The 14,792-nt window shown below is 66.3% G+C and carries 10 protein-coding genes; 4 read left to right on the top strand and 6 right to left on the bottom strand.

Annotation, left to right across the window (positions count from 1 at the left end; genetic code table 11):
• Positions 1–38: 38 nt before the first annotated feature.
• From OIE13_RS02495 to OIE13_RS02485, 3 genes are all read right to left on the bottom strand, one after another.
• Positions 39–482: a hypothetical protein gene (locus tag OIE13_RS02495; RefSeq protein ID WP_326643554.1), complete on the bottom strand. Its 444-nt coding sequence runs from the start codon at positions 480–482 to the stop codon at positions 39–41.
• A gap of 22 nt (positions 483–504) precedes the next feature.
• Positions 505–1,170: a DUF433 domain-containing protein gene (locus OIE13_RS02490; RefSeq protein ID WP_326643556.1), complete on the bottom strand. Its 666-nt coding sequence runs from the start codon at positions 1,168–1,170 to the stop codon at positions 505–507.
• Positions 1,171–1,448: 278 nt separating this feature from the next.
• Positions 1,449–1,904 carry an ATP-binding protein gene (locus OIE13_RS02485; protein ID WP_326643558.1) on the bottom strand — a complete coding sequence of 152 codons (456 nt, stop codon included), beginning with the start codon at positions 1,902–1,904 and terminating at the stop codon, positions 1,449–1,451.
• Between the two features lie 359 nt (positions 1,905–2,263).
• Between OIE13_RS02485 and OIE13_RS02480 the strand changes: the two genes are divergently transcribed.
• The 3 genes from OIE13_RS02480 to OIE13_RS02470 all read left to right on the top strand — a co-directional run bounded on the left by OIE13_RS02480 (position 2,264) and on the right by OIE13_RS02470 (position 4,785).
• Positions 2,264–3,157, top strand: a complete 894-nt coding sequence (locus OIE13_RS02480) for a helix-turn-helix domain-containing protein (protein ID WP_326646875.1) — start codon at positions 2,264–2,266, stop codon at positions 3,155–3,157.
• 14 nt (positions 3,158–3,171) lie between these two features.
• Complete coding sequence (locus OIE13_RS02475) at positions 3,172–3,378, top strand: DUF397 domain-containing protein (RefSeq protein ID WP_326643560.1); 207 nt, start codon at positions 3,172–3,174, stop codon at positions 3,376–3,378.
• Between the two features lie 753 nt (positions 3,379–4,131).
• The gene (locus OIE13_RS02470; protein WP_326643562.1) at positions 4,132–4,785 is read left to right on the top strand and encodes an NYN domain-containing protein; all 654 of its coding nucleotides are present in this window, start codon (positions 4,132–4,134) and stop codon (positions 4,783–4,785) included.
• Between the two features lie 202 nt (positions 4,786–4,987).
• On the opposite strand, the gene OIE13_RS02465 is transcribed toward OIE13_RS02470, so the two are convergent.
• Both OIE13_RS02465 and drmD read right to left on the bottom strand, forming a co-directional pair.
• Entirely contained in the window at positions 4,988–8,920 is a 3,933-nt protein-coding gene (locus tag OIE13_RS02465; RefSeq protein WP_326643564.1) for an Eco57I restriction-modification methylase domain-containing protein, read from the bottom strand.
• A gap of 239 nt (positions 8,921–9,159) precedes the next feature.
• Entirely contained in the window at positions 9,160–12,318 is a 3,159-nt protein-coding gene (gene drmD / locus OIE13_RS02460) for a DISARM system SNF2-like helicase DrmD (protein ID WP_326829472.1), read from the bottom strand.
• 674 nt (positions 12,319–12,992) lie between these two features.
• Between drmD and OIE13_RS02455 the strand changes: the two genes are divergently transcribed.
• On the top strand, positions 12,993–13,457 hold the full coding sequence (locus OIE13_RS02455) for a hypothetical protein (RefSeq protein WP_326829471.1): 465 nt from the start codon (positions 12,993–12,995) through the stop codon (positions 13,455–13,457).
• A 239-nt stretch (positions 13,458–13,696) separates the two neighbouring features.
• Here OIE13_RS02455 and OIE13_RS02450 read toward each other — a convergent pair whose 3' ends face one another.
• A complete protein-coding gene (locus tag OIE13_RS02450; protein ID WP_326643570.1) occupies positions 13,697–14,746 on the bottom strand; it encodes a DUF6461 domain-containing protein in 1,050 nt (349 codons plus the stop codon).
• Between the last annotated feature and the right edge of the window lie 46 nt (positions 14,747–14,792).

Below are 14,792 nucleotides of genomic sequence, written 5' to 3'. Positions count from 1 at the left end.
ACGGCAAGACGGCTGCGAACTGGCGCAATATCCGATCTTCACGCCAATCTTTCAGAGAGGGTTTCGCGGCAAGACCCACAACCAATCGTCTTTGGACGCTGCGCTCGCTTCTTCTTGGCAGCCGGAGCCTCGTAGGGGTCCAGACCATGCACGGTCAGTCGCCACACTCCTGATCGAAGCTGGCTGGCCTCGCTGCACATCGCCGAGAGATTGCAGGCGATCAGTCCCTTGCGTTCCTCGATCTTCGACTCGCCCGGCAGCAGGAACACCGCGACCTTGGCCTTGAGATATGCCTCGTATTCGTGCGGGCGCTCGAATATACGGATGTCACAGGCGATCACCAGCCAACCTCGCTGCCCGACCAGAGGTAGCCAGCGCTCATCGGCGGCCCCCAGCGCCTCATCTCGCGAGCCGAACAGTTCCGCGGGAGTGTGCACCAGGTAACCCAGCCCGGCCAGCAGCTTACGGACACTGCGGCTCACACTGTTCTCATCGAGGTAGAACTCAGGCGGCGTGGCCCAGGAGGATGCGGGTGGCGGTTCTGACATCGTCGAGGGTGACTCCGAGCTCATCGGCGATCACCTCCGGCTCCTCGCCGGCCTTCATCATGGCCGCCACCTCGGACACCCGCGTGCGCGTCTCCGCGAAGATCGGCTGCCCGAACGCCCGATGCGGATCGACCACCACATTCGACGGCAGACAGCTCCGCAGTCGCAGGCTGGCAGGAAATCCGTCCTCGGCACGGACCACATAGTCCAGATAGTCGGCGACGATCTCCCGGATGACGTGCTGGCCCGTCCGCGCCTCGATGAGTCCCGCACCGGCCTCCGTCCGCGAGAAATCCCACAGCACGTCGATGCCATCCGTCGCCAGTTCGGGAGCGAGAAGGACATACTCGTGACCGAACTCCTGCTGAAGCCGCTGGAGTGCGGGCCGGATCCTGTTCGGCTTCACCCCGGCCCGTTTGAGCGCGTCCAGCACATAGGCCTCGGCCATGGCGACAAATGGCACGGTCGCCTGCCGGGAGCCGCCGGGGGGAAGAACGTGCAGCAGCGGACGCCCCCGCTCGTAACCTCTGGCCCAGCGGTTGAAGGTCTGCTGCCGGATATCGAGGAAGCGGGCAGCGTCGCTCTGATTCAGCAGACCCCTCCGAGTCCGGATGTCGTCCACGTCGCTCGCCTCCTCCCGTTGTCGTGCCTGCTGTCATCATCGCCGATCGGCCTATCACCGGGCAGGGGGCCTCGCCGCTTTCGCAATCATTGCGACCGGCAGCAAGGAGATCATGATGGGGCGAACCGACGGGCAGAACCCGCCCACCGGTCGGTCGCGGCACAGTTTCGCACGTGATCAGGCCGCGAGTCCGTGGTTCAGACGATCGCGGCCCTCGTGATCCGGCATGCTGTCGCCGTACGGCTCAAGCCGGTCAGCGAACAATCGATCGCTCCTTTTCAGGGCTCAGCGGCTTCTCGGGGTGGCGGTGGGGCTGCCAGGGTGCACCAGACGATCTTGCCGCCGGGGGTTGGGCGGTAGTAGCCCCAGTCGGCGGCGAGGAGGTCGATGAGGTGGAGGCCTCGGCCGCTCTCGTCGTCCGGGGCGGGGGTGCGCAGGACGGGCGGGGTGCGGGCGGCGTCCCAGACGCGGAGCACCACCGTCTCGCCGACCAGGTAGAGGTCCATCCAGATTCGGTCCGGGTCGGCATGGGCCGCTTCGACGTCGGCAGGGTACGAGGTGTGCGCCTTGACGGCGTTGGAGACCAGCTCGGAGACGACGAGCTGGGCCGTCTCGATCAGGTCGTCCCGTCGCCAGCCCTCCAGCACCCGCTGGACGTGCACCCGAGCGTAGTAGGGCGAGGTCGGGAAGACGGAGAGTTCCAGGTAGTGCTCTGTGGTGGCGACACCGGTCATTTTCACCCGCTCCTGGTCAGTACGTCGGGCATAGGACCGGCACCGTTCGCAGACGGGGGACGCCGCGCTCTCCCCCACGGGGGACGAGGGGAGCACGGTGCCGGTCCTACGAGGAAGTACGGCCGGGGAGCGTCGCAGATGTGTCGCCGGTCGTACCGCTGAGGCCGGACGGACACCCGGTACGGGGTGGGCCGCCTCGGGAGGGAAGATCGTCCGCCCGGCCGTCTGGGGAAATCATGCGTTTCGCCTTCCAGCGGGGAGCCCGCCTGGAAAGCTTACGGAGTGAGCATGCACCATCACCATGAGTAAATGCAATGCAGGTTCTTACACTGCCCGCATAGTCCAGAGAGGTGCTGAAGATGCAGGAGAAGGATGAGTTGGGGGCAGTTGCACCCCTGCCACGGATCAAGCGTCAACCGCCAACGGTGCGCCTGCGGCGTCTGGCAGCCGAGCTACGCCGCCTCCGCCAGGAGGCCGGACTCTCCCAGGCCGAGGTGACCGAGAAGACCGACGTCAACCTCGCTACGCTCCACCGAATCGAAACGGCCAAGACCAAGCCGCAGCTCCGGACACTCAACGCCCTGCTCGACGCTTACAGCGTCACCGGCAGCCAGCGCACCGACCTGGTGACGCTACAGAAGGAGGCCAAGCAGCGCGGGTGGCTGCACGGCCTCGAAGCAGACCTCCCCGACAAGTACAGCGCCTATATCGGCCTGGAGGCCGAGGCCCATCAGGCCATAAATTACGAGTCGCTGTTCATCCCCGGCCTGCTACAGACCGAGGACTACATGCGGGCGATGATTCGCGGTGTCCGTCCGACCGTTACCGATGACGAAATCGAGGATCGTGTCGCTGCCCGGATGCAGCGACAGGCTCTCCTGGAGGGAGACACACCGCTGCACCTATGGGCGATCCTGGATCAGGCCGCCCTGTTCCGGGCGGTGGGCGGTGATCTCATCATGCGCGCTCAGCTCAAACATCTGGCCCAGCAAGCCAAGCGCCCGCATATCACCGTCCAGGTCATCCCGTTCTCCGCTGGAGCCCACCCAGGTATGCCCGGCAGCTTCATCGTCTTGAAGTTCGCTGCGGACAACCCCGATGTGATTCACATCGACAGCATGGCCGGCGACCTTTTCCTTGAGGAAGAAACAGATATCCAGCGGTATAACGATATGTGTCAGCATCTTCGCGCGGTAGCGCTCAGCCCCGCCGACACAGCAGCGCTACTCGCATCTCTACACAGAGATCACTAGCGGAAGGAACCGAGATGCAACCAGATCTATCCGGTGCACGCTGGCGCAAGAGCAGCCTCAGCGCCGACGGCCCGAGCTGCGTCGAGATGGCGTTCGTCGGCAACGACGTCGCCGTCCGCGACACCAAGAACCGCGACGGCGGCACCCTCATCTTCCGCCGCACCGACTGGACCACCTTCATCAACGGCATCAAGAACGGCGACTTCGCCCCCCTCTCCTGACCACCCCGAAGAACTCCAAAACCGACAGGACCGAGTCCCGCGAGGAGAAGATCCGAGGCCGCCAGCCTGCCACAAAAAAGCGAGGTCCCGCCCAGTGGGCGGGACCTTCAACCAACGGCGCATGTCCGATGGCGTGGTCAAGGTCGACAAACAGGCCCATTTCCATGCCCGGCAACTCACTTGGAGTAATAGGCGCACCCACGCGGCCACCGCCTCGGGGCCGGACAGCGCGAAGGCCGGACGCCCGATTCCATCGGGAGGCCCGGCCTCACTTCCGCACCCCAAGGGGTGCGGCACAGCCCGTCTCGCCAAGAATGACCAGGCAAGCATGTTGAGCCATAAAAGGCGCGAGAGCCGGGTGCCCGATTCCATCGGTGGTCCCGGCCTCACTTCCAACGCCCACCGGGGGCGCGGCACACCCAGCCTGCCTCACCAAAAGCGACCGAGCAAGCACTTTAAGCCATATGGCGGCCGATCCCACGCACCCGCCTTCGGCTCCCAGCCGGCACAGACGGCCATGGCCATCCAGCAACGCCACCGTTCCCCGTACGGCGGACACCTCCGCGTCCTGTCAATCTACCATGACCGCGACCGCAACGGCCCGGCTCCACGCCATCGCCGCAGCGCCGCCCGCTCAAGGCATGGTGCTGCCTCGCGGCGAAAGAGCGGGGTCGTTCCCAGTCCCCGTACTCCCGTTCGAGCGGCGCGCGAAACCCGCACCTATTTAACTTTGCGTGACGATATATTCACTCTGTGCTTACGAACGTCTATGTTGACGGGCTCAACCTCTTCTACGGCCGTCTCAAGGGCAGCCCGTACAAGTGGTTGGACCTCGATGCTTTCACCCGGCGCCTACTGCCGGAACATGAGATCCACCGCATCCGCTACTTCACCGCCAATGTCATGGCATGGCCGGATGACCCCGACAAGCCAAACCGGCAGGACTTCTACCTCAGAGCCCTGGCCACGATTCCACATCTCAGCATCCACCTCGGGCGCTTTCAGGTCAGCACAGTCCGGATGCGCCTGGCCCATCCTCCCCCGGTCGGCCCGAAGACGGTGGAGGTGATCAAAGTGGAAGAGAAGGGAACGGACGTCAACATCGGCGCCTACCTGCTCTCCGACGCTCTCGGCGGTGACTGCGAATTCACTGTCGTGATCAGCAATGACGCCGATCTCGCGGAACCCATCCGGATGGTCTGCCATGACCATGGCCTGCCGGTGGGCATCCTCAACCCCGGCCGACGCTCCAAGGGCAGTTGGCAACTGCAGCAGATTCCGCCGACCTTCTTCCGCCAGATCAAGACAAGCGCCTTCGAAGCCTGTCAGTTCCCTGAGAGGCTCAAAGATCACGAGGGAGACATCGAGCGTCCGGCGTTGTGGCACCCGGACCTCTGGCGGAAATAAGTGAGGCCCCGTCCAATGGGCGGGGCCTTCAACCACCGGCACGTGTCCGGCGGCGTGGTTGGAACCAGTAAACCGGTCCACCTCCGTGTCTGTCAACTCACTCGGAGTAGCAGGCGTATCCGTCACGCTCCTTCCCAACGGCGCTCGGGGTGAGCCGAGTGCCACGCTCAGCTCATCCCGGGCCCCCTCGCCTTGCCCCCTGTCAGAACAGGTCCTCCTGGTCGGTGTTCGCCTTGGCCTTGGGCTTGCCCCGGGTGTTCTTCTTGGCCCCCTTGTCGTGCAGGCCCTGGGCGACCTCTTCGGCATAGCGGGCATGGTTGAGCTCCAGCAGCCGGTCTACCAACTCCCGCTGCACGCCGGGGCCGACCGTGTAGCGGGTCTCCCGGGCTACGGGGTGGTGACCGTGGTCAAGCTTGTCAATCAGGTCGTCCCAGCCATAGGCGCGGCAGACCGCCTCGTCGATAGCCCGGTGGATACGGCGAAGCTCGACGATGTCCTCGTCCTCGCACTTGGGGTCGTTAACCAGGTTGTAGGTGGCGGTGAGACCGGCTTGGCGGGCAAGCATGAGGCGGCGGCGGAAAGTGTCGAGCCGGTTGCCGAGATCACGCATCTCCTGGGTGAGTTCGGGGAGGGGCAGCGTCTCGAACACGTCTGATGGCGTGTAGCGCAGGTCCGCCTTCATTGACGACGCGCGTGCACGCGCCCACCAGTAGTGCGGCGCGCTCGACAGCAGCCCCAGCATCGCCATGTCATCTGTCGCGAAGACGCCAAGCATGTGCGAGAACACCTGCCCAGTCGGCACCATCACCGGCATCACGACCTTGCTCACGAGTGTGATCACAATGATCTGTTTCAGCCCAGCAATAGCTTTTAGCATCCCAGGACGCTTTTCGGCATAGTGCCACCAGTAATCACGGTAAACTTTACGGTTATTAGTTTCCCGTTGCGGCTTCACTAATCGAATCACTTGATCATACGGCCCCACATAGGTCCTAGCAATATCTTCTGGCCAGTCATGGAAGTTAATAACCCAACGACTCCCAGAAAAATCTGGACGGGAATTTAGATCTTGCCCATTAACGTAGGGGAACAGAACTTCGGCATTCTGTGAATCATCCTTAATCATAGCCATAGCAACATTGGATTCGACCGTGAACCCAATGGCATCCAGCTTTGATCCAGTAAACGAAATCCCTTGACTCCCAAAAAGTCGATAGGGGTTCCCGGTTAAACGAGATACCGGATCAAGAGACGGGGTGATTCCTGCGACAGGCACGTCATCGGCAATCCGCTTGACATCTTCACCGAGCGCCATGCGGCTGATCCAGACTGCACAATACTCCAGTACCGCACTCTTCGACGGCCACGGACGACTCTTTACAGATTTGCGAATCACGGCCCCATCGGCCACAAGTTGATCGAGTCCGACCTCACGAGTGTCGCCTTGAGCGAGGGTATTAGTAGCAATTAAGCCAGCTTGACCACCCTTATCAAGAACTGCATGAGAACGTAAAGTGAAATAGGCTACTAGATCCGCATTTCCGCGCTTACTATAACCGATCGATTCAACCAAGTACTCGCGATACAGCAACCCAAACGCACCGGTAATTTTAGAACCTCCAAGGAACGGCGGGTTACCGATGACGGCGTCGAACCCTGCTCCTTCGAAGACCTCAGGAAACACCAATGGCCAATGGATAGGCTGCCGGTCAAAGTTTCCTTCCAATTGATCGGTAGCGAGCCACTCCTTGCGTAGCTCCCGAGCCTCTAGCTCCCCTCTACCCTCAAATACGTCATTTGCCACCTTCGCCGCGTGCTCCGAACCAACCTTGAGAGCCCGGTCCCCCTTGCCTGCATATGCCAGCGCTGCCCCCACTGTCAGGTCAGCAAAAAGCCGCAACTGCGCCGAGGCAATACCTATCTCTTCGAGCCGTGCCCGCTTCCTGGCCAAACCTGCCAGTGGGTCCTCTCCCAACTCGATATCCGCGATTCCCCGACGCCTATCGGCCAGTTCGGCGACCTTGGAGCGAACCCCTGCCGTCCAGTCGAACAGGTCCTCATGGACCTTCCGACCCTTCGCCGGGTCCATGTGCATGACCTCAAGCTGCTCAAGAGACGTGATCCCCAGCAGCGAGTCCCCCGCCACCAACCGGTCGTCCACGAAAGTGAACGGCCGAGCCGGGTCCATCGAGACCAGCCATAGCGACAGCTTGGCCATCTCCACGGCCATCGGGTTGATGTCCGCGCCGTACAGGCAGTGCTCGATGATCTGCCGTCGGGCCTCGATGACCAGCGGGTCGGCCTCGGCGTCGACGGTGCGTACCCGGTCGTCCTCGCGGCCGTCCAGGTAGGCGACCGCGCGCTCGTCGCCCTCGCGGGACCAGGCTTCGACCAGGGCCTCGCCCAGGTAGCGGGCCGCGGCGACCAGGAAGGCGGCCGAGCCCATCGCGATGTCGGCGACCTTGAGCTTCAGGATCTCCTTGGCCGTCTTCGGCTTCCACTGCGACCGGTCGGCGGTCTGCAGCGGGCCGACCGTGTAGATCAGCGGCTCCAGGGCCCCCTCGACGACCTCCTCGGCGAGCTTCCTCGGCGTGTAGTGGGTGCCGGTGTTCTTCCGCAGCGCCGACTCGGTGACGTACAGCGTGCCGGGCAGGATGACCAGCGGCAGGCCGCGCAGGTCGTCGCGGATGATCCCGGCGAACGGCAGCAGCCGCCGGGCCAGCTCGGCTTCCCCTCCGGTGGCCGCGAGCAGTTTCCGGGTCGCCTCCAGCTCACCGGCCGCGTCCAAGGGGGTCAGTTTTCGGGCGACGGCGCCTGCCGTACCGAGCCCGGTGTCCCGGTACAGCTCGGCGAGTTTGGCGGCGAAGCCGTCGCCCGTCGTACCGCCGAATCCCGCGGCGAGGCTCTCCAGGTCGGTCAGCTCGACCTCGGCCTCCTTACCGGCCTTGCCGATCAGGCCGACGACGGTGTCCGCCGCGCGGAAGCCCTCGAAGGAGAGCAGGCCCTCGTAGACGTAGCCGATCTGCTCGACGTCCAGGGAGCGGAAGCTGAGCTTGCGGCGCTCGCGGTTCTTCCCGGTGCCGACCTCGACGTACTGCACCGCCTTGAGCATGTGCAGGACGGTCCGGTCGTCGATGTTCAGCGGCATCCAGGAGAAGGTGTCCGGGTCGAAGAGCGAGCCGTCGTGCGGGTGCATGCTGAGCCGGGGGTGGTCGACGCCCCGGTAGACGGCCTTGAAGACGGCGAGCAGCCGGTGCCAGGCGGCGTTGCCGTTCTCCAGCTCGGTCTCGGAGCCGTCGATGGCGAGCTGCTCCAGCTCGGCGCAGAGCCGGCCCGCGGAGTAGGCGGTGGCGTAGACCTCGTTGTCGGCGGGGAGCAGGCCGCGCTCCTCGGCGAAGAGCAGGAAGACGATCCGCATCATCACGGTCACCGAGCCCCGGTAGACCTCGTGCGCCTTGATGTCGTCGCGTACCCCGGCCCGGCCGATCGCGGTGACGAGCAGCTCGACGGCCTGGCGGACCTGGACGCCGAGGGCCTCGGTGATCTCCTCCTGGTTGTCCAGGCTGGCGGCCAGCAGCGCGGGCAGCCGCTCCGCCTGGGGTACGGAGAAGAAGCGGTCGAGTTTGAGCAGCGAGACGAACGCGCGGAGGACGTCGCGCTCGGCGGCCTCCGGCCAGGGGATCGCGTCGAAGACCGCGGTGGTGGTGACGCCGCCCTTCGGCGCCCAGACCAGGGTCCACCAGCGGCCGTCGGTGACCAGGCCGAGTTCGACGCCGTGGTGGCGGCAGAGCTGGGCCATCCGGTCGACGGGGGTGGCGGCCCAGGTGGAGGTACGCATCCGGGCCATCGGGTGATCGTTGCTGATCATGCCGAGCAGCCGTACGTCCCCTGCCGCGATCGGGCGCGGCGTACCGCCGATCGCATCCGAGTCCGGTGCGGTGCCGATCGCACCCGGGTCCGGTGCGGTGCCGATCGCACCCGGGTCCGGTGCGGGACCGGCCCCGGCGCCCGAGCCCGGCACGGTCAGGGCGAAGTGCGGGGTGAGGGAGGTGTCGTGCTCGGGGACCTGGATGGTCAGCTCGTCGATGCCGCCGATCCGTACCGCGTCGTCCCAGCCGAGCAGCTCGCGCAGCACGTGGCCGATCCAGGCCCGGCGGACGGCGGCGGTCTGGTCCCTACGGTCGCGGCCGGCCAGCCAGGTGGCGTGCGCGAGGCGGAGCCGGTCGACCTCCGTCCTGTTCAGCGAGTCGAGCTCCGGCCAGGCCGACCTGAGCACCGGCACGCTGAGGAACGGGCCGGAGACCTCGACGAGACTCAGCCACTCCTGGTGCCGGCGTACCGCGTCCCGCTCCCTGCCGAACGTCCTGCCCCGGCTCATCGGGTGGCCTCCCGCTTCGGCACGACGAAGACCACGGCCACCGGGAACCGGTGCGACTGCGGGTCGCGGTAGCGGGCCGCGATGGTGGCGAGCTCGCGGTCGCGCTCCTCGGCAAGGCGGGACAAGCGGTCCTCCCAGGATCTGCGGTCTCTTCGGTACTGGTCGAGCTCTTCCTTGTTCCGGCTCGCCTCGATCCGGCTGAACAGGGCGTCCTCATCGGTGTTCTCGGCGAGCTTGGCGCGGAGCGTGCTCTCGAACCGGGCCAGGTTGGCGGTCAGCCGGGCCTGCTCGGCCTCCATCCGCTGGGCGAGCTTGCGCTCCAGTTGGTCGCGTTTCTGGTCCTTGCCGTTGACCCGCCAGTCGATCGACTGCAGAACGGCCTCGCCGACCTTCGGCCAGAGCGCGGCCAGGCGGTGCCGTACCGGGGCGGAGGCGGGGGTGCCGCCGGCGAGCGCCCGGCCCAGCAGGGTGCCGAGCGCGGTCACGCTGTCCAGCCGCCGGAACCGGCCGCTCTCCGGGATCCAGCCTCCGGCGTGCAGCACCTCCTCGTGCAGCCGGATACCGTCGCCGCCGACCAGGACGAACCGGAAGAACGCGCCGACCAGTGTGGTCTCCAGCGCGGGGTCGTCGCTGACCATCGCGGTCACCCGGTGCAGGTCGATCTCGGGGTTGGAGACGGCGGCGCGGAGCAGCCGGGTGGACATGGCGACGAGCGGGTGGTTCAGGTGGGCGAGGACCACGTCGTCGCGTACCCGGCCCTGCGGGTCGAGGGTGGCCCGCTCGTCGAAGGTGACCGGGCGCTGCCTGGGCACCTCGTCCTTCCTGCGGAGTTTCTCGGCGAGTCCGGCGGTGGCGCGCTCCCAGGAGCCGGTGAGCGGCGGCACGTCGTACAGGCCCTCGGCGAGGTGCTTGTCGTCGGTGTGCCTGCGGAGCGGCTGCTGGCGGGCCAGGCCGAGCGCGGTGTCGACCACCCGTTTCACCTTGACCGGGTTGAGGTCCAGCTCGCGTTTCGTGTCGTCGAGGTTGGCGCGGAGCCTGCGCACCTGCTCGCCTACGTCGGTCTCGGCCTGCACGGTCTGCTTCTGCGGTGCGCGCTCCACGTCGTAGTCGGGGATGCCGCCCAGCATCCGCTTCTGTACGGCGTCGGCCAGCACCGCGTTGACCGAGCCGAGGTCGTCCTCCATCCGGGCGACCTTCTTCGCGATCCGGGAGAGGAACTCCAGGTCGGCCTCGAAGGAGTCGACCGCACTGTCCCAGCCGGTGCCGACGAAGTGGCGGATGTCGGGGTTGTGCTTCTGGCCCCACCGGTCGACCCGGCCGATCCGCTGTTCCAGCTTGTTGGGGTTGAACGGGATGTCGTAGTTGATCAGCCGGTGGCAGTGGTTCTGCAGGTCGATGCCCTCGCTGGCGGCGTCGGTGGCCAGCAGGATCCGTACCGGGTGCTCGGCCGGGTCGGTCTGGAAGGCGACCCGGAGCTGCTCGCGGTCGTCGGCGGCGATCCCGCCGTGCAGGATGGCGAGCCGGTCCCCGGCCAGGTCCTCCTGGCGGAGCAGTTCGGTGAGCCAGCGCTGGGTGTCGCGGTACTCGGTGAAGACGACGACCCGCTCGTTGGTCCAGTGCCGGTCCGGGCGGCAGACCGCCTTGAGGTAGGTGATCAGCTCGCGGGCCTTGGCGTCGGGGGCGCCCGCGTAGTCGAGCGCCCAAGCGCGCATCCGGTTGAGCAGCTCGACCTCGGCCTCGGTGGCGGCGCCCTGGAGCGGCGCGGCCATGCCGATCGCGTCGTCCTCGGCCTCGGCCAGCGGCTCGTCGTCGAGGGTGGCGGTGTTCTCCCAGAACTCCTCCGCCCACTCGGGGATCTCGTCATCGTCGTCGTCCGTCTCGACCGCCCGATCAGTGACGTTGCTCAGGTAGACGCCGACGGTGTGCGCGAACGCGGCCGGGCTGGAGAAGAGCCGCTTCTTCAGCAGCAGCGTCACCAGGTCGGCGGCCTTGCGGCCCTTCCGGCTCCGGTTGAGCCGGTTCCGACGGAGTTCCGCGAACTCCTTGAGCAGCTCGTGGGCCTTGCGCTCGTCCTCCGGGTAGTGCACCGGGATGGCCTGCGCGGCGCGCTCCAGGAAGCGTTTGCTGCCGTCCTTGTTGACGATGTGCCGCTTGAGCCTGCGTACCATCACCTCGCCGACGGCGGCCTTCGCGGGTTCGACGCCCCTGGCGAAACGCTGGTCGTCGAGGATCTCCAGCAGCGCGGTGAAGCTCGCGTCGTAGCCGTTGTGCGGGGTGGCCGAGAGGAAGAGCCGGTGGGTGAAGTGCGGGGCGAGGTGGCGGATCAGCTTGGTCTGCTGGGAGTCGACCGCGTAGACCTGCTTGGGCGCGGCCGGGGCGACGTGGTGTGCCTCGTCCAGGATGAGCAGGTCGAAGCGGCGCTCCAGCCCGGATGAGTCGAGCACCTCGTTCAGCAGCCGCTGCGCCTTCGGGCCGCGCAGCCAGGGCAGGCTGACGATGGTCAGCGGGTAGACCTTGAACGGGTTGGCGGCGCTGCCGTGGGTGCGGCGGACCACCGCGCAGCGCTCGGTGTCGACGATGGTGAAGTCCAGGCCGAACTTCTCCGCCATCTCGTCGCGCCACTTGAGGGTCAGCCCCGCCGGGCAGACGATCATGATGCTGCGGGCGCGGTTGCGGAGCAGCAGTTCCTGGGCGACGAGCCCGGCCTCGATGGTCTTGCCGAGGCCGACGTCGTCGGCGAGCAGCAGGTTCACCCGGGGCGCGTCCAGGGCGCGGGCCACCGGCTCCAGCTGGTAGTCCTCGATGGCGACGCCGGAGCGGAACGGCGCCTGGAGCGTCTTGACGTCGGCGCTGGCCACCGCGGACCAGCGGATCGCGTCCAGAAAGGCGGCCAGCCGCTCGGGCGGGTCGAACCCGTCGGGGGTCACCTCGGGCAGCGAGCCGCTGGGCAGCACCCGGCGGCCGGGCTCGATCTCCCAGACGACGTCGAGCCGGTCGCCGTACCGGCCGTCCTCGACGCTCTGCAGGCCGACCAGGGTGCTGGGCTCGCCGGCGTCGACCTCGCTGACCACCCAGCGCTGCCCTCGGATCTCCACCAGGGCTCCGATGCCCGGTCGTTGCTGGGTCGCGCTCAGGGGGGTCGCGCTGGTCACCATTCACTCCTCGCCGACGGCTCCCCGCCGCTCCCGCGCTCGGGCCGTCGTTCCGTGATCGAGGGGATGTGATCATCGGGGGGAAGGTTTACCGGGCGGGGGCCAATGGGGGTAAAGGACCTGCAAAGTCGATCGCCCAGGAGCCGTTCCGTCAAGGGCGCGAACTGGACTGTATGCCACACATGTGTCCCATGTCCACAGAAAAAATATTCGTGCGCTTAGTTCACATATAATCAGGAACGATCTAGTATCTCTCAGTGTGACGCGGCACACCCCCGATCGGGTTACCAACCGGGTGCCGCTTCCCACCCCCCAACTCCGGCCGTACGAGCACAGGCGTGTGGCCGTCCCCGGAGAGTTCGATGACGCCACATCTACGGCGACCGCCGGACGACAGGGGAAGCGACAGGAAGCAGAGTTCGCCGCTCATCCACGTTCTCAGCCTGCCCTCCTCCCTGGATTCGGAAATCACGACGAGCTCACCACGGACACCTGCGCGAGGTTGCTACGGCCGGGTTCCGCCGCCGAGGCGATAGCCGAGGATTCGGATCCCGACGCGATCGAAGCGCCCGACCACTACGAGCCCGAAGAGTTCGAGTTGACGACAGAGCCAGAAGAATCCGCGACGAGTACACCCCCCTGCCGCCGAGGACTCCGTCGAGGCGTTACAGGAGGAGGTGAGCCGTCTGCGCCAGACGCCGCTGAGGGCCGCCGAGGCCACCGGAAACGTGCAACGAGCATGCGCGGACGCACGCCGGCCCCTTGACCGCGACCTCGAAATGATCGCGCGGAGCGTCACCGGCTTCGACGGACTGCGGGACCGGCTCGCATCGGCGGCCAACTCCACGATCACCGATGGCACGATGGCCGCCCTTCAGCAGACTCTCGACCATGTCGTGGCGGCGAGTTCCCAACGTCGCCGGATACTCGCGCCGGCTCACCTTGAGGGCCGACCTGTCCCTGAAAGAGGTCGCCGACTCCCCTGGCATCGACATCAAAGAACCATCACCTTCAACACCAAACGGGTCTCAAAAACAAACTTCAACCGAATCCATCAGCCAACCACAGAAAGATCACAACTAACCCGAAATGGCATTGTCGCCATTTGCCATACAGAAGTCAATGACCTGCAGTACACATAGGAGGCCATAGGTATCATTTGACTTATACTGGCTCGCGGTCGCCAATTTAGCATATTCCAGGCTTGGCGACAGCCCGAAACGGCCTTCCGGCTCCAGGACCACCAAAAGTGACTTTACCGCGTAATATTTTATGTACAGCCGCCCCCAGCCAGCGTCAGTGGGCGGCATGAGAACGTCGACGCCATCTTCCAGAACGGCAGTGGCCGCTGCCAGAAAAAACGTCCCCGGCTCGCAGTTACTCAGGAGTCGAGGTAGGTGACAACCCTTCCGAGCGCGTAGTGGCGGTCGATGTCCCTGTTCTCCTCGCTAAGGTAGGTGCCGCCGGACTGGTTGACGACCTGCTGGGCCCGCCAGAACAGATCCATGTCCGGGTTCACCGCCGTCATCAACGCCTCGGCGGCGGCCCCCTTCACCATCCATCGGCCATAGTCGGTGTCATGGCCCGGCGAGGGGTACCGCTCCCGGGCGCTGTCGGGCGAGGCCTGAAACGCCCCCGACGCCCGTCGCGCGAACTCCGCTCGGAAGACGCCCAGCCGCCCGGCCAGCTCGGCGGAGCACGCGCCGGCCGCGATCAGGCCCAGCGCCTCCTCGACCAGAGGGCCGTCGATGCCCGCCGTGGCCACGGCCAGACCGGCCGCGATGCCGACGATCTCCGGCAGCCGGTCGGGCGTGGGTTCGGCGATGATGCGGGCGATGCGGGGGTCGATGGCCGCGATGGCCCGCATGCGCCCGTCGACTCGGAGGGCCGGGCGCGCGCCGACGGTCACCGGGCGTAACCAGTGGAGGGCGTGGGGCCGGGCCGTCCAGTCGTCGTCGATGACGACTCCGGACAGGTGCTCCGCCACGGCGAACGCGGTGGCCTTCCAGTCGGCGCGCCAGTCGGCCTCACTCACCGGCAGGCCGTCGAGCCACTCCCGGCCACGAGCGCCGTCGAGATCCAGGGCGTCAAACGACGCGACGACCTCGCCGTCACGGACGTAGCTGACGAAGGTGGCCATGTTGATGGTCCACGCCACCCGGAACGCCTCGCCCTTGGCCGCGACCTGGCCCAGCAACGTCTCGCTCAGCCCGCGGAACGCGAACGGCTCGACGATCACGGCCCACTCCCCGTGGCGAGCCACCAGGGCCACGCCGGTGGCGTCGTCGGGCAGGTCCTCTGCGGCGATGCCGAACAGGCCGTCGAAGGTCTCCGGTTCGGCCACGAGGGGGTGTCCGCCGAACGCCCGGACCGCCTGGTCGAGATCGCCGGTCCTGATCCAGGTGAGGCAGGCGGTCTCGATCTCGATCATGTGAACGCTCCAGGAAATAGCAGGGTGAGGGCGGTGAACAATCCGC

Source organism: Streptosporangium sp. NBC_01810, from assembly GCF_035917355.1.
Lineage (GTDB): Bacteria > Actinomycetota > Actinomycetes > Streptosporangiales > Streptosporangiaceae > Streptosporangium.
This window is presented reverse-complemented; position numbering and strand designations above follow the sequence as displayed.

What these genes read in the sequence shown, in the direction of transcription:
- OIE13_RS02485 (WP_326643558.1), bottom strand. Translation starts at nt 1,904, where the DNA reads ATGACCGGTGTCGCCACCACAGAGCACTACCTGGAACTCTCCGTCTTC.
- OIE13_RS02480 (WP_326646875.1), top strand. Translation starts at nt 2,264, where the DNA reads ATGCAGGAGAAGGATGAGTTGGGGGCAGTTGCACCCCTGCCACGGATC.
- OIE13_RS02475 (WP_326643560.1), top strand. Translation starts at nt 3,172, where the DNA reads ATGCAACCAGATCTATCCGGTGCACGCTGGCGCAAGAGCAGCCTCAGC.
- drmD (WP_326829472.1), bottom strand. Translation starts at nt 12,318, where the DNA reads ATGGTGACCAGCGCGACCCCCCTGAGCGCGACCCAGCAACGACCGGGC.
- OIE13_RS02450 (WP_326643570.1), bottom strand. Translation starts at nt 14,746, where the DNA reads ATGATCGAGATCGAGACCGCCTGCCTCACCTGGATCAGGACCGGCGAT.